The organism is Klebsiella sp. R390 (assembly GCF_051131745.1).
Classification (GTDB): Bacteria; Pseudomonadota; Gammaproteobacteria; order Enterobacterales; family Enterobacteriaceae; genus Klebsiella.
The window spans coordinates 234,100-255,258 of the sequence record NZ_CP180445.1 but is presented as its reverse complement, the minus strand read 5'-3'; the positions used below and the strand labels follow the sequence as shown (position 1 = coordinate 255,258).

General features: G+C 49.4%; 25 protein-coding genes. 14 read left to right on the top strand and 11 right to left on the bottom strand.

From position 1 onward, the window contains the following. Genes hxlB (ACMYSP_RS01180) through ACMYSP_RS01160 form a run of 5 tightly spaced genes read right to left on the bottom strand, consistent with a single transcriptional unit; the run spans nt 1 to nt 3,261 of the window. Entirely contained in the window at nt 1-522 is a 522-nt protein-coding gene (gene hxlB, locus ACMYSP_RS01180) for a 6-phospho-3-hexuloisomerase (protein ID WP_434585058.1), read from the bottom strand. Nucleotides 523-577: 55 nt separating this feature from the next. Further along, nucleotides 578-1,036 (bottom strand): PTS sugar transporter subunit IIA, encoded by a 459-nt coding sequence (locus ACMYSP_RS01175; protein ID WP_434585057.1) that lies wholly within the window; start codon nt 1,034-1,036, stop codon nt 578-580. A 7-nt stretch (nt 1,037-1,043) separates the two neighbouring features. Then, complete coding sequence (locus tag ACMYSP_RS01170; protein WP_434585055.1) at nt 1,044-1,328, bottom strand: PTS sugar transporter subunit IIB; 285 nt, start codon at nt 1,326-1,328, stop codon at nt 1,044-1,046. 22 nt (nt 1,329-1,350) lie between these two features. Beyond that, nucleotides 1,351-2,721, bottom strand: coding sequence for a PTS galactitol transporter subunit IIC (locus ACMYSP_RS01165; RefSeq protein ID WP_434585053.1), 1,371 nt, complete (start codon nt 2,719-2,721; stop codon nt 1,351-1,353). A 3-nt stretch (nt 2,722-2,724) separates the two neighbouring features. Beyond that, nucleotides 2,725-3,261 carry an RpiB/LacA/LacB family sugar-phosphate isomerase gene (locus ACMYSP_RS01160; protein WP_434585051.1) on the bottom strand — a complete coding sequence of 179 codons (537 nt, stop codon included), beginning with the start codon at nt 3,259-3,261 and terminating at the stop codon, nt 2,725-2,727. 379 nt (nt 3,262-3,640) lie between these two features. Here ACMYSP_RS01160 and ACMYSP_RS01155 point away from each other — a divergent pair, with 379 nt between their 5' ends. From ACMYSP_RS01155 to ACMYSP_RS01115, 9 genes are all read left to right on the top strand, one after another. Further along, nucleotides 3,641-4,396 carry a DeoR/GlpR family DNA-binding transcription regulator gene (locus ACMYSP_RS01155; protein WP_434585049.1) on the top strand — a complete coding sequence of 252 codons (756 nt, stop codon included), beginning with the start codon at nt 3,641-3,643 and terminating at the stop codon, nt 4,394-4,396. Between the two features lie 342 nt (nt 4,397-4,738). After that, a complete protein-coding gene (gene gatA, locus ACMYSP_RS01150; RefSeq protein ID WP_434585048.1) occupies nt 4,739-5,188 on the top strand; it encodes a PTS galactitol transporter subunit IIA in 450 nt (149 codons plus the stop codon). 20 nt (nt 5,189-5,208) lie between these two features. Next, on the top strand, nt 5,209-5,502 hold the full coding sequence (locus ACMYSP_RS01145; RefSeq protein WP_434585046.1) for a PTS sugar transporter subunit IIB: 294 nt from the start codon (nt 5,209-5,211) through the stop codon (nt 5,500-5,502). A gap of 27 nt (nt 5,503-5,529) precedes the next feature. Continuing rightward, nucleotides 5,530-6,783 (top strand): PTS transporter subunit IIC, encoded by a 1,254-nt coding sequence (locus tag ACMYSP_RS01140; RefSeq protein WP_434585044.1) that lies wholly within the window; start codon nt 5,530-5,532, stop codon nt 6,781-6,783. Between the two features lie 18 nt (nt 6,784-6,801). Further along, nucleotides 6,802-7,446, top strand: coding sequence for a ribulose-phosphate 3-epimerase (gene rpe, locus ACMYSP_RS01135; protein ID WP_434585042.1), 645 nt, complete (start codon nt 6,802-6,804; stop codon nt 7,444-7,446). A 107-nt stretch (nt 7,447-7,553) separates the two neighbouring features. Continuing rightward, the gene (locus ACMYSP_RS01130) at nt 7,554-8,306 is read left to right on the top strand and encodes an SDR family NAD(P)-dependent oxidoreductase (RefSeq protein WP_434585040.1); all 753 of its coding nucleotides are present in this window, start codon (nt 7,554-7,556) and stop codon (nt 8,304-8,306) included. A 15-nt stretch (nt 8,307-8,321) separates the two neighbouring features. After that, entirely contained in the window at nt 8,322-8,882 is a 561-nt protein-coding gene (gene hxlB / locus ACMYSP_RS01125) for a 6-phospho-3-hexuloisomerase (RefSeq protein WP_434585038.1), read from the top strand. Between the two features lie 245 nt (nt 8,883-9,127). Next, nucleotides 9,128-10,312, top strand: a complete 1,185-nt coding sequence (locus ACMYSP_RS01120) for an MFS transporter (RefSeq protein WP_434585037.1) — start codon at nt 9,128-9,130, stop codon at nt 10,310-10,312. A gap of 105 nt (nt 10,313-10,417) precedes the next feature. Continuing rightward, nucleotides 10,418-11,299, top strand: a complete 882-nt coding sequence (locus ACMYSP_RS01115; RefSeq protein ID WP_434585036.1) for a LysR family transcriptional regulator — start codon at nt 10,418-10,420, stop codon at nt 11,297-11,299. A gap of 265 nt (nt 11,300-11,564) precedes the next feature. Here ACMYSP_RS01115 and ACMYSP_RS01110 read toward each other — a convergent pair whose 3' ends face one another. Genes ACMYSP_RS01110 through ACMYSP_RS01095 form a run of 4 tightly spaced genes read right to left on the bottom strand, consistent with a single transcriptional unit; the run spans nt 11,565 to nt 14,339 of the window. Further along, on the bottom strand, nt 11,565-12,368 hold the full coding sequence (locus ACMYSP_RS01110; protein WP_434586988.1) for a putative quinol monooxygenase: 804 nt from the start codon (nt 12,366-12,368) through the stop codon (nt 11,565-11,567). 6 nt (nt 12,369-12,374) lie between these two features. Continuing rightward, nucleotides 12,375-13,424, bottom strand: a complete 1,050-nt coding sequence (locus tag ACMYSP_RS01105; RefSeq protein ID WP_434585035.1) for an aldo/keto reductase — start codon at nt 13,422-13,424, stop codon at nt 12,375-12,377. Between the two features lie 49 nt (nt 13,425-13,473). Further along, nucleotides 13,474-13,752 carry a YciI family protein gene (locus tag ACMYSP_RS01100; protein ID WP_434585033.1) on the bottom strand — a complete coding sequence of 93 codons (279 nt, stop codon included), beginning with the start codon at nt 13,750-13,752 and terminating at the stop codon, nt 13,474-13,476. A gap of 11 nt (nt 13,753-13,763) precedes the next feature. After that, nucleotides 13,764-14,339, bottom strand: coding sequence for an NAD(P)H-dependent oxidoreductase (locus ACMYSP_RS01095; RefSeq protein ID WP_434585032.1), 576 nt, complete (start codon nt 14,337-14,339; stop codon nt 13,764-13,766). Nucleotides 14,340-14,480: 141 nt separating this feature from the next. Here ACMYSP_RS01095 and ACMYSP_RS01090 point away from each other — a divergent pair, with 141 nt between their 5' ends. From ACMYSP_RS01090 to ACMYSP_RS01075, 4 genes are all read left to right on the top strand, one after another. Next, nucleotides 14,481-15,389, top strand: coding sequence for a LysR family transcriptional regulator (locus ACMYSP_RS01090; RefSeq protein ID WP_434585030.1), 909 nt, complete (start codon nt 14,481-14,483; stop codon nt 15,387-15,389). A 140-nt stretch (nt 15,390-15,529) separates the two neighbouring features. Beyond that, on the top strand, nt 15,530-16,117 hold the full coding sequence (locus ACMYSP_RS01085) for a TIGR00730 family Rossman fold protein (RefSeq protein ID WP_434586987.1): 588 nt from the start codon (nt 15,530-15,532) through the stop codon (nt 16,115-16,117). After that, nucleotides 16,110-16,523, top strand: coding sequence for an NUDIX hydrolase (locus ACMYSP_RS01080; protein ID WP_434585028.1), 414 nt, complete (start codon nt 16,110-16,112; stop codon nt 16,521-16,523). Before ACMYSP_RS01085 ends, ACMYSP_RS01080 begins: the two co-directional genes overlap by 8 nt. A gap of 421 nt (nt 16,524-16,944) precedes the next feature. Further along, nucleotides 16,945-17,562, top strand: coding sequence for a CatB-related O-acetyltransferase (locus ACMYSP_RS01075; protein ID WP_434585026.1), 618 nt, complete (start codon nt 16,945-16,947; stop codon nt 17,560-17,562). 47 nt (nt 17,563-17,609) lie between these two features. On the opposite strand, the gene ACMYSP_RS01070 is transcribed toward ACMYSP_RS01075, so the two are convergent. Both ACMYSP_RS01070 and ACMYSP_RS01065 read right to left on the bottom strand, forming a co-directional pair. Further along, entirely contained in the window at nt 17,610-18,659 is a 1,050-nt protein-coding gene (locus ACMYSP_RS01070) for an ROK family protein (protein WP_434585024.1), read from the bottom strand. Nucleotides 18,660-18,756: 97 nt separating this feature from the next. Next, a complete protein-coding gene (locus ACMYSP_RS01065) occupies nt 18,757-20,301 on the bottom strand; it encodes a DUF1593 domain-containing protein (protein WP_434585022.1) in 1,545 nt (514 codons plus the stop codon). Nucleotides 20,302-20,570: 269 nt separating this feature from the next. Between ACMYSP_RS01065 and cybB the strand changes: the two genes are divergently transcribed. Next, nucleotides 20,571-21,098: a cytochrome b561 gene (gene cybB, locus ACMYSP_RS01060; RefSeq protein ID WP_434585020.1), complete on the top strand. Its 528-nt coding sequence runs from the start codon at nt 20,571-20,573 to the stop codon at nt 21,096-21,098. The last annotated feature ends 61 nt before the right edge of the window (nt 21,099-21,159 follow it).

Genomic DNA, 21,159 nt, shown 5'->3' with positions numbered 1-21,159 from the left:
TTACTCAATATCGGCGTGGCGTGCTTTCATCGTCAGGTTGGTTTGGTTGAGGTTTTCCATTAACGCTAACACCATGCTGTCGTATGTCAGTAGACTCGCCTGCTCAAAGAGAGAGCCCATAGGTTGCACGCTGTCATCGGTGGGGATGGTTAACACATAGTCAGCCAGGCTCGCCAGGGTTGAACCCGGTGCTGTCGTAATCAGGGCAATGTTTACTCCGTTCTTCTTAGCAATGTTAACCTGGTTGATAAGACGCTGCGTTTCTCCGGAGCCGGAACCCACGATCATCAGATCGTTTTGATGAGAATGAGGGGAGCTGATTTCACCCACCACGCTGACGGACAGACCCAGATGCATCAGCCTGTTGGTGAACGCGTTAATCATCTGTCCTGAACGGCCGGCGCCGGCAAGAAAAATATGGTTTGCGGTGGTCATCGCCTTGATGATGGCGTGAAATTCATGCTCATCAAATCTGTCGGCAAGCGAAGCTAATTCTTTTAAAACAAGAGTATAGTTTTTCATAGGGGCAAATCTTGTGTAAATAAAAGCAGATACTGAGGTATCTGCTTTTTGTTTATCAGGATGCGGAGAGCATCTCTTCAACATATTTCCCGACTTCATGCGTATGGAGATGGCGGCATGATTCGATGAACGTAATGTCCTGGAAAAGCGTGAAAAGACGACGCAGGACCGACATATGCTGATCGCTGGTTGCGAAGGCGAGGTTGAACATAATGCCGCATTCAACGGTCAGGTCAGCGTCCTCCATCTGACCGAAGAGCACTCCGTTGTCAAATCGCACGATGCTAATGCTGTTGGTCTTTACCAGGGTATAGTCCGCGTGAGGGATGGCAATACCCTGACCGTTAGCCATTAACAAGCCGGTTGGGTAAGTTTTCTCACGCGTCAGGCATGCCTGAATATACTCGGGTGTGATGTAGTCCTTCTCCAGCAGCTTCTGGCCAGCAAACTCAATAGCAGCATGCCAGTCAGCGATCGTACCCTCAACGTCGTTTACCAGAATCTCAAGTTTCATTGTTCACCTACTTCTGCATTTCTTCTTTAACAGCATCAAAGATTTCGTCTTCACCCAGCCCGGTTAACAGACCCGCACCCACGATGACACGGGTGGTGATGCCCGGATTGTCCAGTTTGGTGGATGACACGATGAGGTCGTAGCTGTTAAAGGTGTCAGTCGTGCAGGCCATTAAAGAGGATTTATCAACCTGAGCTTCAAGCTTCTGCTCTTTCAGATAGTCCTGCAGGACAGAAACCATGATGGAGGAAGAAGCAATACCATTACCGCAAACCACTAAGATCTTTTTCATTTTCAGTTACCTTATTGAATTATTAAGCCGTTTTTTCTGCTTCAGATTTTAACTGACGGCGTGACTTCTGTTTAAGCAAGTATCCCACTGATAACAGCAGAACAGCAGCAAGGGCATAACCTGCGATACCGACATGGCTGAGTGCGGCAAACAGGCCCGTGAATGGGTTAGCTGACGGGTTAAGTGATGAATACATCACGCTCGCATCAGGGTTAGTCCCGAATTTCTGGAATACTTCGTTGGTGGCCGGAGCCATCCAGGACGCGATATACAGGCCACCACCAAACAGGATGATTGACGTGACCCAGGTACGGATAATGTTGCCGTTGAAAACAGGCACCATGCACGCAATAAAGAAGACAAACTGCGACAGGTCACCCAGCGGCATAACGCGGTTACCAGGAAGTACCACCGCGAGGATGACAATGACCGGGATCAGCAGCAGGGCTGGGGCGATAACTGACGGGTGTCCGACAATCAGTGCCGTGTCCATACCGACGGTAATCTCACGATCTGGGAAGCGCTTAACCAGTTTCTTACGTGCGACGTTGGACAGCGGTACCAGGCCTTCCATCATAATGGAGGTCATGCGTGGCAGCAGAAGCATCACCGCAGCCAGATACATACCGAGCTGCAGGCTGGCGATGATCGTATGGTACGGTGATTCCCAACCATAACCGCAGAATCCAAGCAGAATACCGATGATGAAACCGACCATGGTTGGGTCGCCGAGAATACCAAAACGCTTTTGAATACTTTCAGCGGTGACGTTCAGATTGCGAAAACCTGGGATGCGATCGTAAACCCAGTTAAATGGATAGGCGAACAGCAGGTAGGTGTTGGCAACCGGGTGCGAGATAGCAACCCCTTTAGGCAAGTTGAAGAATTTTTCGTTATTCTTCGCGCCCAGGTCCGCCGCAATAAGCGCCCATACATGGAATAATGCCGCGGTCAGTACACCATATAAGAAACTGCCTGAGTAAACCCCGACAATTGCACCCATTGAGGCATTTTGGTGCAGGTTAAACACATCGACGTTCACGCAGTCCGTGAGGCGAGCAAACAGCATCGCGATGTTAACCGCCACGCACAGCGGAATGATAATCGCCCCCATGCTGGAGCCAAAACCCATGACTGCCGTTGCCGCACCGCCAACGTCAATAGCGCTGAGCGAAGAGCCTGTAGCCTCGGCAAGGCCGGTGACCGCAGGTTGCATTTTTTCAAGCATCAGCTTGATGGTCATGGTTAATGCAATAAAACCAATACCGACTTTGATGGCCGATGAAATACATTCGGATAACGGACGCCCCAGAAGTTTCATCAGTACAAGGAAGATAACCGGTATAAAAATAAAGTTACCCAGGTCATTGATAAACTGTGTGATCAGTTCCATTTTTTAGCCCTCAGAGCTCTCATCATCTGGTCTGAAACCCATATTCCAGCGAATATCATCCGGTTTTGTCAGCAGCAGGTTGTCACTGCGCTCAGCTTCCAGCAGGTTCTTTTTGGAATTCTCTCTTGCTGTTGCAAAGTCGAACGGATTGTCAAACCATGCATCGACGATCATTTTGGTGTACTCAAGATCATTCACCCGGCAGCCGAGACCAATGATCTGTGCATTGTTACTCAGCCGCGCGCGCTTTGCCGAATAGGGGTTAGTCACGGCGACAGCGCGTATACCCCAGTGTTTGTTCACCTGACAAGTAAATCCGATACCGGTACCACAGATGTAAATCCCCAGACGACACTCGTCACGTTGGATCACGCCAGCCATTTCGTCCGCCTGGCGAGCAAAATTATTGGCGCCGTCCTCTTTGCATTTCACAGGATCGTACACAATCTCGGCATTTTTCTCTGCCACGAGGTATTTTTTGATCTCCTCCTTACGATCAAATCCCACATCATCGCTTGCGATTGCAATCTTCGTCTTCATCTCAACTCACCTCATTAGTAACTTAAACCAAGTATGAGGTTGGTAAATGTTGGTTGTCAACTGAGATCGTCGTCACAAAATTCGTATATAATTGATATTTAAGAATTTAAAAACCAATAAAAACAAATAAAAGCTAACTAATCACAATAGTGGCTGGGTTTTGAAAGAGAAACGCCTCGATCGTTGGTCTGGATATTGGTTTGATTAAAAAAATTAAAAACCAATAAATATCATGTTGTTAGATTTGTTTTATTTAGCGGGAGGCTCTCTTGCTATCGTTCAAATGTCGTGCCCCACATTTGGCAGAGGTTTGCTTTTGTTTGCTTCTTCTGTGCTATGCTCTGTTCAAAATCACTCGCAATACGGTTCAGGAGGAAGGATGTACCTGGTTGAAGAAAGGAGAAAGCTAATACTTGAAGAGATTATTTCTGCAGGGACCGTGTATGTCAGCGACCTTGCGAAAAAGTATGAAGTTACCTACGAAACCATCAGAAAGGATCTGACTCATCTTGAACAAAAAGGATTGCTGGTTAAAAGCCATGGCGGCGCAACCTTAAAGCAGGGGGCAGTTGAGCATCCTTTTCAGGTCAGGGAAAAAGAGAACAGCTCCTTTAAACAAGCTATTGCCAGAAAGGCCCTCGAATTTATCCCGCCAAACAGCTCAATGATCATTGGTACAGGTAGCTCTAACTTTGAGCTGGCAAACCTGTTGTGTATGAAATCCGGCTTCAAAATTTTTACGGATTCGCTCCCGGTAGCCAGCGTACTCATCGAATCAGATAATCAGGTTTTCCTTTTTGGTGGGGAACTGAGGAAAAAAAGCTCTTCGGTGTTTGGTGGCTGGGCGGTATCAATGATTAACGATATCAACGTTGATCTGTGTTTTATCGGTACAGATGGCTTTAGCAAAATGAACGGTCCCTCGACACCTTCATCATCTGATGCGTTTCTGGACAGGACCATCATTGCCCGGTCGGAAAAAAAATACATTTTGGGTGACTACACCAAGTTCCAGCGCAGCAGCCTGTTCAAGATTTGCGACTGGTCGGAAATCACGGCTCTCATAACAAATGAGATCGCGGATAAAGACGGTATTGCAGAAGTCTCAAAGTTTACCACTGTCATAACGTGTTGAATCTGTTATCACTGACGGTGTGATATCGCACCGTCATGTCACATCGTATAACCCTCGCTGCTCATAAGAGCAATTAATGCAGATGCCATCAAAAACAGCACTCTGACGAGTTATTTCATCAAGTTTATTTTAATTCAATGAGTTAAATTGATTTCTTAGTGAGTCTTATTGGCGATATTGCTCATATGAGCGAAAAAGTATGTGCGCTAATGTGATTTATTGTGATCAAGTTATAACTTTTGAAACCTCTTCAGAATCCGACAAAAGCGATGTGCTATAAATGCTCACATGATAAATCGATAGCTCACATGAGCATATCATGTGTAGTGAGGAGAGGAAGACGTGAGCGCTATTACAGTCAAAGTCGCGGATGGTTCCGCATTCAAAAATTATGATGAGGTCCTGCAGCATATCCATGCAACACAAACTGCTGCGGGGATTGTGAAGGATTCCTACCTGAATGCCCTTCGTGAACGCGAAGCTGATTATCCTACCGGCATTCAGTTGGATGGCTACTCTGTCGCCATTCCGCATTGCGACAGTCAGCACGCAATTAAACCTGCCGTTTATATTATTCGTCTGCCTCAGGCCATTGAAGTTAATGAGGCCGATGGCGACGGAAAATTATGGGTAAACCTGGTCATTAATTTGGTTGTAACCGATCCGGCCGATCAGCTTCAGCTGCTGAAAGCTCTGTTTAACCATTTGCAGATAGTCGATTTTTACCATCAACTGCTGGCGCTTCCAATGGAAGAAGCAAAGGCTATGTTCATCAACAAAATAATTAAATAACAAGCATCCGGAGCCTTATTATGATTACTATCCTCGTAGCCTGCGGAAGTGGCGTTGCCACCTCAACCTTAGCCGCTGATGAAGTTAAATCGGTATGCGCTGAATATGGTATTGCAAACGTTAAAATCAATAAATGCAGCATGTCAGAGTTAGCATCTGAAATGCAAGGTGCTGACGTTGTGCTAACCACCAATAATTATAAAGGTGATATTGGAAAACCTCACATGAGCGTGGCTGGTTTTATTACTGGCATTAATGAAGCGGTGCTCCGGCAGAAATTAGGTGCATTATTAACTGAGATTTCCAAAAGCTAAAGTCTGAGAAACGACGGGGGTGGTTATATGGAAATGTTAAAAGATATTATCTTTACGATTACCAGCATGGGCGCCACAGCAATATTACCGCTGGTTATTTTTCTGTTAGGTTTGGTTTTCCGCATGAAAGTGGGGGCGGCCATTAAATCTGGTATCACCGTAGGTATCGGTTTTATCGGTCTGGGTCTGGTTGTTGGCCTGCTAAATACCTCACTGCATCCAGCCATCGAGTATTATTCAAAAATCGGTAGTGGATTCACGGTTGCTGATATTGGATGGCCTGCGGTAGGCGCTGCCGCATGGGTTGCGCCATTTGCGGCGATGGTTATCCCGATTGGTATCATTCTGAATCTGATACTTGTTCGCCTGAAACTGACCAAAACGCTGAATGTCGATATCTGGAACTACATGCACTTCCTGGTACCTGGTGCATTGGCATACTTTGTTTTCGACAGCTTTTTCCTTGGCCTGGGTATTGCTGTCGCACTGAGCGTTGTCGCGCTTTTTATTGGTGATCTGATTGCGCCAAGATGGCAGAAATACTATGGGCTGGAAGGCACGACCTGTACCACGATGATCCACATTGGCTGGACACTGCCATTTGCCTGGGTAGTTAACAAAATTATCGATTACATCCCTGGTTTAAATAAGCTGGATGTCGACCTGGAAAGTGTTCATAAACGGCTGGGGGTATTTGGCGAGCCAGCGATCATCGGCGTCATTGTCGGTTGCCTGCTGGGCCTGTTAACCAAACAGCCTGTCACCACGATCGTGCCGATGGCCATGGGGGTCGCTGGTGTGATGGTACTGTTGCCAAAAGTCGTTGGCGTGCTGATGGAAGGGCTCAATCCCATTGGTAAGAGCGCCAAAGAAATCATGCAAAAGCAGATGGGTAAAGATGCAGAACTGAATATCGGGATGGACTGCGCACTGGCGCTTGGCGACCCGGCGACGGTGACTGTCACGGTGATCACTATTCCACTGACTATGCTGTGTGCGCTGGTATTACCGGGGATTCAGATTTTCCCAATTGGTGTGCTGATGTCAATTATTTACATGACGACCATGACGGTCATGGTGAGTAACGGCAACGTTATCCGCTCGATTATCTCAACCTTACTGTTCTGTATTGTGGTGATGTACCTGGGTGGATATGTAGCCCCAGGCGCCACGCAATTCCTGAACGGTGCTGGCGTTGGCCTGAATGGTCAGGGTACGGACTTTGTATTAACCGGCCCATGGGAAATTCTGACCTACTGGATGAGTACAGTAACTCACTAATTAACGGAGTTGACGACAATGGCACAAATTTTACCTTCTATATTTGGAGCAAACTTCTTACGTTTGCAGGAAGAAATTCAGTTTCTGGAAACAGAAAAGACAGAAATTCTGCATGTTGATCTGATGGACGGAACCTACGTAAGCAATATCGCGTTCGGTCCTAACCAAATCGCCGCAATGAAAAAAGCAAGTTCGATGATTTTTGATGTGCATATGATGCTGGCAAATCCGGAAAGACATATTGATGATGTCATTAATACTGGTGCGGAAATGATTTCGGTGCACTATGAGTCCACGCCGCACGTGCATTATATTCTTCAGAAAATCAAAAAGGCTGGCCGTAAAGCCGGGGTGGTGCTTAATCCTGGCACCCCAGAAAGGGTGATTGAGTATCTCCTGGATGATATCGATTATATTCTCATTATGACCATCAATCCTGGCCAACCAGGTCAGACATTTATTGAAAAGAGTCTGGAGAAAATCAGGAATGCCAGAAAATTAGTCGCGGGACGTAATATCAAGATTGAAGTCGATGGTGGTGTGAACGCCGACATTGCGAAAAAGGTTAAAGAGGCCGGCGCTGATCTGATTGTTGTTGGTGGGGCACTATTTAATGCTGATCCAAAAGAAAGCTACCAGGCATTGAGAGCTTCAATTCAGTAAATATTAACGCACTGAATACCAGCCAGTATTTATTTAAAGTTTATGTAAATTACCACCTTGGGGAGGTCATCCTCCCCTTTGTTATAAGCTTTGAGGAGTAAATTAAGATGAGTAATTTTGCAGGTAAAGTCGCGTTAGTCACGGGCGGGGCACATGGAATTGGTAAAGGCATTGCCAGACAATTTGCGGAGCGTGGTGCTCATACGGTTATCGTCGATTACAACGAAGAAAATGGTAATAAAACGGCTGCAGAACTGACGTTTGGTCATGTGAAATCATTATTCGTTAAAACGGATGTCTCCGATCCCCAGGCGCTGGAAAACGTGCGTGAAAGGGTTATTGAAACGTTTGGCCGTATCGACATTTTAGTATTAAACGCCGGAGTGGCATTTGCCAATAAGGTCAATGACATAACATTTGAAGAATGGAATAAAACAATCGCAATCAATTTGACGGGGTTATTCAATACCGTTAAGGCGTTCTATAGCGATTTCACGACGAATAACGGCTCAATCGTGTATATCTCTTCTGGCTCGGCGCTTTCGGGTACCGGCGGTGGGGTCAGCTACCCGGCAAGTAAAGCGGGTGGCGAAGGGTTAATTCGTGGTCTGGCAAAAGAGCTGGGGCCAAAAGGCGTCAATGTTAACGCCATCGCGCCGCGTTTGATCGATACCGGTGAAATGATGCGAGTTAATTATCCGACTCAGGCCGACCTCGACGCGGTGCTGGAAAAAATCCCGGTGCGTCGCCTTGGCACTATTGATGATGTCGCGAACCTGGCGATCTTCCTGGCCGATAAGGACAACTCCTACATCCAGGGGCAGACAATTTTGATGGACGGTGGTCGCACCATCGCGTAAGAGGAGGGGAATCACATGAGCGTTCAACAGAACACCTTCGATATTCTGAGCGAGTTACAACAAAACGCCCTTAAAATTGACGATGCTCAGGCACAACAGTTTGTTGCGCAGATTAAGCAAGCAGGGCACATCTTTTTGCAGGGCGCTGGCCGAAGCGGCATTGCGATCCGTGGGTTCGCAAATCGGTTACTACACCTCGGCTTTTCGGTGAGCATCGTGGGTGAAATTTCATCCCCCCACACGAAGCCTGGCGATCTGGTGGTGATTGGCTCCGGTAGCGGGGAGACGGGGAGTCTGGTCAGTCTTGCGCAAAAAGCGGTTTCCAGTGGTGTTGACGTGGCGTTAGTCACCATGAAGGCGGAGTCTACCATCGGCAAGCTGGCCAAAAGTGTCCTGGTATTGCCCGGGACCGTGAAAGAAGATAACGACCGTGAGGAAGGGGCATTTTCTCAACCAATGGGGTCAGCCTTCGAACAGCTATGCTTTATTACCTATGATGCTATCGTACTTGAGCTGATGGCCCAGCTCGGCGAAACCAGCGACACGATGTTTAAGCGGCACGCTAATCTGGAGTAGCCGTCAGGAAGCGTCCCGTAAGGGGCGTTTCCTTTTCTCAATAAATCAGTGTGACTGTATGGCCCTCGTACGTTATCGACGTTCTCACTGCCGAGACACCATGAAGAACCTTTCCGAGTATTGCTGACGACTAAAAATCCCCCCCCTCATATATAAATAAATTTATATCAGATGAAATTTAGATTATTTTATTTATCGCTCTGACTTAATCAGACTGCATTCCTCACTTATATCAGGAGGCAGTCATGCCATTCGTTATTTATGTTTTCACTATCAGTGCCTTTGCGCTCGGGCTCGCTGAATTTGTCCCCATCGGGTTGACCGACGTCATGGCTGAGGGGTTAGGCGTGGGTGTGGAGCAGACCGGGGCAGCGGTTACCACCTATGCGCTTGGTGCGACCTTCGCCGCTCCGGTATTAGCTGCGCTGACAGCCAGCTGGAGTCGGAAGAATGTGATGCTTACAACCGCCGTTGTTTTTACCACAGGGAGTCTGGCGGCTGCATTTTCCGCAACATTACCTCAATTACTGTTGGCCCGCTTCATTGCCGGCCTGGGACATGGCCTGTTTCTGGCTGCCGCATCAAGCACAGCAGCTCGTTTGGCTGGTCCGGGTAAAGCTGGCAGAGCGGTTGCTGTGGTTTTTGGTGGCTTTACTCTGGCAATGGCGATAGGCGTGCCGCTGAGTACATGGCTGGGCGGTGTGGTGTCCTGGCGTCCGGTTCTCGGCGCGATTGCCGCTTTCGGCGCGCTGGGATTCTTTGGACTGCTGTTCGGCATGAAAGACCCGGTACGCAGCGTACCAGGCAAACATGGCGGCTCAGCCATGCAGAATATCAGCATGTTGTTTAACCGTAAGTTGCTTGCTGGTGCGCTGGTCACGGTGCTGGCGTATGCGGGTTCGTTTACCGCTTACACCTATATCGCGCCTGTTCTGACGCAGGTTACCGGGGTTTCTGGCAAGACGGTTAGTTTGTTTATGCTGGTATACGGGATAACCGCCGCAGTAGGTAATATTCTGGGTGGAAAACTTACCGATAGCATGGGGGTTAGTCGTGCAAATATTTTTATCATCAGCGGTATTGTTATTGTAGTGCTGGGTATGTGGCTGCTGGCATCTTCACCGGTAAGCATGGGTATTATGGTTGCGTTGCTGGGTATGCTGACGTTTGCCGCCGTGCCAGCGCTGCAGGCCCGTCTGATTGGCGTCGCTGAGGAACATGTACCTCATGCACAGGGCGTCGCTGCAGGTCTGAATATCGCGGGTTTCAACTCCGGCATCGCACTTGGTTCCGTGCTGGGTGGACTCACCATTACGCATGTTGGTATCGTGTATACCGGCATCAGCGGTGCGTTTGTTTCGCTGCTTGGCCTGCTGTTGTTACTTGCTCAAATCAAACGCAGCCAGAGCAGTAAATATCAGCAAGCTTAAATCGCGAGATGCGTGCGCAATACGGGTTGATTATGTGAGTGAGCGGACCCTGGTTCTGCAGGGGCTCACTTTAACCAAAAAACTTCATCAGCAAGGCGCTCCATTATGAGCCATCTTACCCATCTGCGAACGTTTCTTGAGGCCTATCGCTCTGGCTCCTTTTCAAAGGCAGCAGAGTTGCTGGGAATCACACAGCCGGCTGCGTCACAGCACATCCAGTCTCTTGAGGTGTTGGTTGGCAAACGCTTGTTCATCAGGCAGGCCAGAGGCGTATCAGCGACTGAAGCTGCAGATGAACTGGCACGTTCCGTTTCTCCTTTCATTGACGGTCTGGAAGAAAAGCTATCTTCCTTCCGTTCTGGCCCGGTTCATGGGGGGACCGTGAGCCTGGCCGGGCCACCTGATTTTATTCATTCCTGCCTTGGGGCAGTAATGGCTCCATTGATGGGGGAGGGATACCGCCTGCGTTTTCATACCGGTAATAAGCAGAGAATTTACTCGCTGCTACATGAAGGAAGCGTGGATCTTGCGGTAACCGCATCAATGCCCGATGAGCGCCTGTACGGCTACGCACATTTGCTGACAGAACGCATGCTTCTGGTTTATGCGCCCGCCATGTCGGAGGTGATCGGATCGTCGCCTGGCGCTGAAAAACTGGCCTCTTTACCGCTGATTGCTTACGACGAAGAGTTACCGTTGATCAGAGCGTTGTGGGCCGCCATGTTCCAGAAAGCACCTGAGATGCAGGCTGCATTCACCATTCCGGACTTGCGTATTATTCGCGATCTGGTCTGCGAGGGTCATGGGTGGACAGTGTTGCCGGATTACCACTGTAATGATGACCTTAAAAGTGGCCGCCTGGTTTCAGTCACACCTGCCGATCTTGCCCCGACTAATCATCTTTATCTGGCCTGGAATAAAAGGACGGCTAATAACAGTAGGACTGCCTACGTCCGGGATTTTATCCTTAAGGCGTTTCCGCGCTGAGGTATCGGCGGACAACCAGTTGTTGTGGGCCGGGCTGGCGGTAAGCCCTCCAGGGCTGTTTTGAGTGAGGAGGGGCTGTTCACAATTGGTGATGGCATTACTAACGTCGCGATGTATTAATCAACGGGGAACAGGCCAGACTTAACACAGTGGAATAACGAGTCATCGATTCCACGACACCCAACAACGGATTAAAGGACCAGGTCACGAAGCTGAAGGCCCGTTACGAGCGAAGAGCGGGCGTTTTCGTCTGGTGGACAGTCGTTCACTTAATTGTATACATCAGACCGCCTTTGTTCATAAGCTTGCCTGGTTTAATCGCAATGGCTTGTTTATCCGTCGTCATATCTGCCGTTTGCGCAATGTATTCTTTAAAGTGAGAGGTCAGGCGATGGGCCTGATACGCCTCTTCGCTGGCGTATATTTCATAGAAATACCAGCGATTAGGGTTATCTTTATCAATAGCGGCGTACATTGCCAGAACACCGTCTTCCTGCTTAATGGACTGTGCCATTTCGGGTAAAACAATATCGCGAAAAGCGTGCCCACACTCTGGCTTCACCACAACGATGACAAAGTTAGCGATCGTGCTATCACTCTGCACAATCTTTTTATCTGCCAGAAATTGCGGTACCACATCAATTCTGCGTTTTTGACTCGCTTCCAGAATATCTGGTGACTTGCGCAAAAACTCTTTATAGCTCGTTGAGTTCAGATGTTTGTCATAAGCATGGTTGTCAGCATAAATTTCAAAGACATAAGCAATTGCCGGGTTCGCTCTCTTGCTGGCTGAATACATCGCGAGCGTTCCTGGTTCGCCCGTTACCGACGCCGTAATATTCTTTTCAGCCAGGCTGTCGTATGCGGTATTGTTATCTTGCTTGATGGCGAGTTCAAAAATATTGAACACGGGCGCAACAGTTTCGTTTTGTCCGTGCGCAACAGCAGAACAACTCAGTGCCAACAGCAGTGGCAAAGCAACCCCGGCGTTCATCAATGACCTCTCTTTTTCGCTAACGTTAAAATTTATTTCACCATTCCTGATGAAGCGCATTAACCACGACATCATCACAATTTATTTCGTGACACCCGACTCCTGATTGATTCGCTGGCGTGTGAGCCGTGGCGCTTGTTCAGGCAGCGGCGGTACGATGCCATCAACAACATGAGGAACGTACGGTGCTTCCAGCGCGGCAATCTCTTGTGCTGATAATGTCAGGCTAAGTGCTTCCACTGCGGTGGAAAGGTGTTCCGCTTTTGTGGCACCGATTATCGGTGCGGTGATTGCAGATTTAGACAGTAGCCATGCAAGCGCAACATGTGCACGAGGAATGCAGCGCTCCGCGGCAATCTGCGCCACAACATCAACCACTTTTTGGTCCTGCCGCGCCGCATTTTCATACATTTTCAGTGCAAAACTGTCGTTCTGTGTTCGGGGGGTTGTTTCATTCCAGTCGCGCGTCAGCCTGCCTCGTGCCATCGGGCTCCAGGGAATAACGCCCACGCCCTGATCCTCACATAGCGGCAGCATTTCCCGCTCTTCTTCCCGATACAGTAAATTGTATTGCGGTTGCATAGAGACAAAGCGTGTCCAGCCATTACGTTCGGCCACATGCTGCATCTTCGCAAAACGCCAGGCCTCCATTGAGGACGCACCGATATAGCGAACTTTCCCGGCTTTCACTAAATCGTGAAGCGCTTCCATGGTTTCTTCAACAGGTGTGCCATGGTCAAAACGGTGAATTTGATACAGATCCACATAATCCATCCCCAGGCGGGTCAGGCTGTCATCGATGGACTGGAACAACGATTTTCGCGACAGGAAACCGGTGTTTGGTGAATTGCGCCATGGAAAGAAAGCTTTTGTTGCCACGACGATTTCATCCCGGTACGCCATATCGCGCAGCGCCCGACCGACGATTTCCTCTGAGCTTCCGCCGGAGTAAATATTGGCGGTATCAAAAAAATTTATTCCGGCTTCAAGTGCCTGATAAATCAACGGCCGAGACGCATCCTCATCCAACGACCACGGCTGAGGAAGACGTTCTGGCTGACCGTAACTCATGCATCCAAGGCATAGTCGTGAGACTTTCAGGCCGCTGCGCCCGAGGTTTACATATTGCATTGTTATCTCCTGACCTTGTTGTTGAATGGGAAATTGTCGCCACTTTTATTTATTGCCAGCTTCCCACCATTTTCGGGGTAAATTCGCGAATCTCATATTCAGCAAGATCAGGGTAATAGGCGTCCTCTCTCAGAATGCTTTCCAGCGTCTCCCGGTTTTCAGTCCGGGCAATGATTACCCCCGATCTTTTAGCATCGCTATAGGGGCCGATGAGAATAAACTTACCGGCGTCAAAATATTTCTGAAACCAATTTACGTGGTGCGTGAAAAGGGCTTCATGCTGCTCTGCCGTTATATCGTCATTCACTGTAATATTGATGAGATACATTTTTACCCTCTTTAGACAGCCATTTTTAAAGCTGGCGCATTATTCTTGATCGCGGTAATCAAGCGCCTGGCGTGATCTTTCGCCTGTATTATTTGTTCGCGAACTCTGGCTTCATCACGCCCTGCATAACTGAGCCCGAAGGTGTAAACCGGTTCCAGCATGTCCAGATTGCATAGCACTGCCAGCGTTTCAAACTGTGCCAGATACTGCTGAATATCGTGACCGAACAAGCCTTCAGGGGAATACAGGCTTTCCGGGGCACCGGCGGTAAATGACAGGAGTAATTTTTTGCCCCCCAGTTTGGCGGTGGAGCCATGGGCAAAACCGTGAACGAAAACGCGATCAATCCATAACTTCATTAGCCCCGGCACTGAATACCAGGAAAAAGGGAACTGCCAGACAATCACATCGGCGTTAAGTAAGGCTTCCTGTTCCTTTGTCACGTCGATCTGGTAGTCAGGATACAGCGCATCGAGAAAGCGAATTTTGGTTTCTGGCAGGGCTTTCGCGACTTCATCCAGGATAGTGGCATTGCCAATAGACTCATTAATATTGGGATGACCTGAAATAATCAGTACATTTTGCATTACTGGCCTCCTTCAACAGGGTGTTGTTTAACTGGATGTGAGTATAAACACCCTTGATTCTGATTTTTAGAGCAGTAATAGCTTATACACTATTAGCCAATAGCTAATAATATGGTTCTGTTTCTTTCCCAGGATGACGCCATGAACAATGCCATTTATAACCAGATCCGTATCTTTCAAAGCATCGCTCATGAGGGAAGCATCACTGCCGCTGCCAGAACGCTGGAGATAACACCGCCTTCCGTCAGCAAGGCGCTAAAACTTCTCGAACAACACATTGGCCAGCCTCTTTTTGTGCGTACCACGCGGCGTATTGAGCTGACGGATGCCGGGGAGCAGCTATTGCAGCAGACTTCGCTGGCCGTCGCGTCGTTGGAGAATGCGGTTGAAAGTCTCAAAGAGCTTCATCAGGAACCATCCGGGCTGGTCAGAATTACGCTGTCACGCTTTGCCTACCTGCTTATTTTAAAACCGGTCATGGCGGCGTTTTGTCAGAGCTACCCGGGAATACAGCTTGAAATATCCGTCTATGACGGGACCGTGAATATGATTGATGAACGTTTTGATTTGGGCATCCGTTTCGGCGATATCCTCGAAGAGAACGTTGTTGCTCGCCAGTTGTTGCAACCGTTTCGTGAGGGTTTGTATGCTTCTGCGGCCTATCTCGCAAAACACGGTATGCCTGAACGACCAACGGACCTGCATCAGCACCAGCTCATTGGCTATCGCTTTATCACTAATAACCGAATTCTCCCTCTGGTACTGGAAGATAAAGGAGAGCAATTAACCGTTGAGATGCCCGGGCAGATCATCAGCAATGATATTGATGTCATGGCTGATGGGATCCGCAGCGGCCTGGGAATCGGCAGATTGTTTGAGCCAGTATATGAGTTACAACCCGATAAAGCGCAGTTTATCCCGGTTATGGAATCTTACTGGAAGACCTATCCACCCGTTTATCTCTACTATCTGAAAAGCACGGGTAAAGCAAAGCGAGTCAAAGCACTGATTGATTTTTTAATAATGAACACGCCCGACATAACCTGTTAAACGTCTGCATCCGTAGATGCGCACCCTACTTATACTGGGAGGGGGGCATCCTCGCTTCATGGGAACGGCGAATGTTATCATGGGCCTCGCTTGATTTTCGCCATTGTGGCGGCTTTTGTTCATTTTCTTGTGGAGGAAATATGCACACAGTTGGCATATTCTGTGGCTCATCTGAGGGCAGTTCAGCAACTTACATGGATGCTGCTCGTCATACCGGTAAATGGTTGGCAGAGCAGGGGATACAAATCGTTTATGGTGGCGGACGTGTTGGTCTGATGGGTGCCATTGCTGATTCAGCTCTGGCGTGCGGTGGGCATGTCACGGGTGTGATTCCAAAATCGTTGCTGGAGCGTGAAATTGCCCATACCGGGTTGTCCGAGCTTCATGTCGTGGATAACATGCACCAGAGAAAAAACGTGATGGCAGAGTTATCGTCCAGTTTTATCGCGTTGCCGGGCGGGGCAGGAACTGCAGAGGAAATATTCGAACAATGGACCTGGGCGCAGTTAGGTATTCATCATAAACCCTGTGCGTTTCTGAACGTTAATCATTATTACAATCCACTAAGAGTGATGGTTCAGCAAATGGTAAGCGAAGGTTTTATGAAACAGAGCTACGCCGATATGCTGCTGTTTTCTGAAAATATACACGACATTATCGATTATTTTAATGCCTACACACCACCTGTTTCAAAATGGACAACCCTGAACGAGCCGCGCCATGACTGAATCCAAAACTATCCACATTGCTGCAGCCATCATTATGGATGGAAAAGGGCAGTTACTGTTGGTTAGAAAAAGAAACACCGTATATTTTATGCAACCTGGAGGGAAGATTGAACCAGGCGAAGACGCTAAATCTGCACTGATTCGGGAACTGAGGGAAGAGCTGAATCTTAAGCTAACGCCTGAGGAACTAACACCCTTTGGCGAATTTACGGATATAGCCGCTAATGAACCCGGTCATTTGCTACATGCCTGTCTGTTCAGCACAGAAAGATGCTTTGCAGACGTTCGACCCGCCGCTGAAATTGAGGAGATTCTCTGGTTATCTCCTGATGATATCGCTTCTAAACAACTGGCACCGCTAACCGCAAATAAAATTGTCCCACGCGTATGGTCATTGGCACGATAGAAAACCGGTTGCTGGCTGGTCGTTTGGCCCGTCCACTGACGGGGGAGTGACATAATTCTTATCATATTTTCCTGATAATGAACTTCCGGTCAGCTTCTGACACGAAGCAGACCGGAGTACAGGCCACCTATGCAATTGCTATAAACGCGCGCAGTCAGCGCTGCTTTTTTGGTATTTTTTGTTTTTATAAATAAACAGCGTGTTACATATTAATACGTTGTAGCAAGAATAGCGCATCTGCTTTACATATTGATTAACTGAATTTAAGAATGTGCAGAGAACCGGAGTCATTAACGATGAGCCTTGTTTCGGCGTTAATTTGAATAACGATATTGTTTGTGCTTTAATATCATTATATTAAGTTATTTCTCCGTAACTATTTCCATCGGGTATTATATTCAGGGCAAACCAGGAATTATCTATGTCAGAAAAGCATTGGTCGCAGGTCGAGTATCTCCATCAGACCGTCACTAATCCCAACATCCATATTAAAGGCACCCATAGTTATTATAGCCACTGCTGGGATCATGGTTTTGAGCGCTCCGTAGTCAGATATTTGCTTGGAGATCAGGTCAGCAGAGACTGGCAACCCTTGGGAGAGCTTGACCGCTTAATCATCGGCAATTTTGTCTGCATCGGAGCGGAGTCAGTGATCCTCATGGGAGGCAACAGTACCCATCGAATGGATTGGGTAAGCCTTTACCCTTTTATGGCATCAATAAAAGATGCATATCAATCTCGCGGCGACACGGTTTTGGGTGACGGTTGTTGGTTAGGGATGCGGGCAATGATAATGCCCGGAGTCACAATTGGAGAAGGGGCTGTTGTGGCGGCCGGTGCCGTGGTAACCAAAGATGTTCCTCCTTATGCCGTCGTTGGTGGTAATCCAGCAAAAATCATTAAATATCGTTTTGCTCACGCTGATGTGGACCGGATAAAATCATTGAATTTGTACGCGCTCCCTGAAAATAAATTAATTGAGTTACAACCACTGTTGTCATCAGGGGATATTTCAGCTCTCGAATCCATGTTGTTTTAATCATGCATACAAGATGAAACGAATTGCGCACCCGGTACCTCTCTCGGCTAACCGGCCTTGTGTGAGTCAGGAGATTTTGATTGCATGCAGATAGCGGTAATGACGTCGGAACTGAGCTGCACTAATCCCCTCCAGCCATAGTTATGCCCTGTTTTGTAGTGCCGTATTTTAATCTCGCGGATATGGCGGTTGGGGTTGTTATCCAGCATCTGCTGCGCCAGCGGCAAAATATCATCGCCGTAATCTTCGAACAGTTCACCGGTGGCAATGACCAGGCGAATATTGTGAATAGGCGCGGTGCAGCAAATGGCGAAATAGAGCGCACGAGCGGTCGCCTGTATACCGGTGGCAGCATTCGCCGGATCGACGTTAAATGCCGGTTCCAGCCCACCTTCATAGGGTAAGTGGACGATTTCTGGATAAAAACCGTTTTCACCCAGCCCCGGAATGCCGTTGGTACAGTAGCCGTAACCGAGGCTACCGAAGCCGGGCATAAACGCCACGTAAGAGCTCCCCGGCGAGCGTTTCGCCAGTAGATAATTGGTGCAGTGGGCGATGTTATAGATGCGAACCGGGATGCCGAGATGCTGTTCGAGCAGCGCCATCAGGTTGATATTGTTGTCGGCGAACAGCGGGCAATAGCGCACCACTCCGGTTGTATGTTCAATCCCGCCCTGCAGCGCCACGCTGACCACCTTAATTTGCGTCACCTTCAGTGAAGCCTGTTGGCATAGTGTCTGCAGACCTTCGGCAATGAACTGCGTCAACGTATCGGGGGTCATCTGCTCTGGCAGGCTGAACTGGTGGCTGGCCAGCGGCGCTTTCAGGGTATAGTAATCGTTGAGCGTGCCCTGGAAGCTGCCGCGACGCAGCATGATATTTACGCTCCAGGCATTGCCTTCTTTAACTGACAGACACTGCTGAGGCCGGCCAAAGGCCGCGTCTTTTATTTCTCGTTCTTCGATTAATTGCTCTTCCAGCAACCGGGCGGTGAGCTTGGTGGTATAGGCTTTAGTGACCCCGAGTCGCCGGGTCATCTCTGCCCGCGATTCGCTCTCGCTATGTAAAATATTGAGGATCTGCTGTCTGTAGTCCACGCCGTCACGCCCCTGTCACCGTTGAGTCAGGCGTTATCATACCATCCCGCCCGCGCAATTGCGGGCGGGAAAAGCGGCGGGTTACCACTCATGAGGATTATTTGACGTTGATAATGATACGTCGATAGGAGGTGAGTGACGGCGTGCCGTTATCGGTAATGGCGAGGATCAGGTGCTCGGTTCCCGTGCGCAGCGCCTTCACGTTAGCCTGGGATTGCGCGGCGTCGCTAAGCGCCAGCACCGCTGGTGCCTGCAGATTATCTTCGCCGCGACGGCCCTGCACGTCGCTAACCGCCACCGGCAGTGAGCTGGCGGAGCCCGCCTCCGGGTAGAGGAACCAACGATAGCTGAGCTGGTTGCCGTCAGGATCTTTACTGCCCTCGGCGCTGATTTTCAGCGTTTCACCGACGCTGGCATTCAAAAATAGTGCTTCTTGCCCGCTGTCGCCGTTCACCACCACCTGCGGATTGTGGTTGGCCGCAGCATAATCTTTAATCCCCCAGTCCATTCGTGCGGCGAAGTCGTGCTGGAAGGCCTCGCGCCAGCGCCAGATAGTGGCCTGGTTAGAAGTATACTGCTGGCCATCGATACCGGTGACCGTATCGGCGGCATTCGGGTTGCCCGGATAAAAATCGCCGCCGCTGCTCCAGAACGGGCGCGTCTCATGCTGCGGTTGACGAACAATGTAGCGTCCGCCCCAGCCGCCCCAGCCCGGATTGCGCTCGCTATTGAGGCCGTTGCGGATTAGCCCGAGGAACGCCGGCGTGTCGCCTTCCATAATGAACAGATACTGCAGATAGCCTTTACCCATCGGTCCCTTGCTGCGGATGTTGTCATCCAGCCAGTGCTGAGAAACGGTGGTGAAATCCGCGCCCGGGGCGTTGCGGTAGTAGCGATCGCCGCTGATGCCGGTCCAGGTGGCGCGGGCATAATCTTCACCGTTCTGGCTGGAAGGATCGCCAATCCAGGTGATCTGAGGATAGTTTTCTCGCACCCAGAACCCGGAATCGTCCTGATCGGAAATCGCGTATACCACCAGGTTTTGCGTTAACGCGTTCACCGTGCTTGCCGGATGTTTGGCGCTCAAGTCTTTCAATGCCTGCGCCAGGGTATTTGCGCCGCCCCACAGGTTGATGTACAGCGGCTGGCCGGCATCGGTGCTTCTCTCGATTGCTTTAACCAGCAGATCGGAACCGGCGGTATGTTTACCTGCGCCGGTCGCAGCCAGCCCATAACCCGCCACACCCGGCGCGACCACCGCGGCCAGTTGACTCCGTGTTGGGAAGCCGGCGGCGTGTTTGAGCAGGTTAGGCTGTACTTCACCGTAGTGGCTCAGCACCAGTTCAATCATATCGGTGTGCACTTTGTCCCGCTGCCAGGTAGACGTGGTCGCAACCAGTCCTTCGACGTTCATTTCATTGGCGTAAAGCAGAAAACGGGTCAGCGACATCTGGTCATCGGGTTCATTACCAATGTCGGTAAGAACGAAGACGCGCGGTTTAGCCTGATACGGTAGCGTTTTGGCCGCCATTTGCCCGATGGCGGTATCAGCATTGGCCGCCAGCGGTGCGGAGATAGCCAGCAGCCCGGCCATTGCCAGCCAGATGCCTTGAGCGAGCCTACTGCGTTGTGAATTGATCATGTTTATCTCGAGTATCCCTTGCCATAAAAGTGAATCCAATATAGTTAACTGTGGAAACAAAGTAAAAATAAAAACCAGCTGTGTGTGACAGGGCTCGTAGTTTCGCCTGTTTTGCGTAACGGTAAGACGGTAAGAAGCTAAATGGAGCTTGAATGACCAGAATGCTTTCTGACCCAGGGCGGTTGTTTGTTATAAGTACGTAAAAGTTAATGAATTTTTAATAAAAGGTCGTTATGTTGTCGACATCACTGTTTTATTAAGGGTTTATCATGCGCGATAAATATACTGGCCTGCAGATCGGCATCCACTGGCTGGTCTTTTTATTGGTTATTGGCGCCTATGCCAGCATGGAGCTGAGAGGCTTCTTCCCACGTAGCGACCGACCGCTCATCAACATGATCCACGTCTCCTGTGGCATCTCGATTCTGGTGCTGATGGTGGCGCGCCTGCTGGTGCGGTTGAAATACCCGGCGCCGCCGATTGTCCCGAAGCCTTCGCCAATGATGACCGGCTTTGCTCACCTCGGGCACCTGGTTATCTATCTGCTGTTTATTGCCCAGCCGATTATCGGCCTGGTGATGATGTATAACCGCGGCAACCCGTGGGTCGCCTTCGGCCTGACCATGCCTTTTGCCCCGGAAAGCAATTTTGAGCTGGTCGATACCCTGAAGGGCGTCCATAGCCTGCTGGCGAATGCCGGCTACTTTATTGTCGGGCTGCATGCCCTGGCCGCGCTGCTGCACCACTATCTGTGGAAGGACAATACCTTACTGCGGATGATGCCGCGCAAGCGCTAACCCCGGCACCATTGCTGCTTAAAACCCGCCTCCTGGCGGGTTTTTTTATCGCTTTTACCCT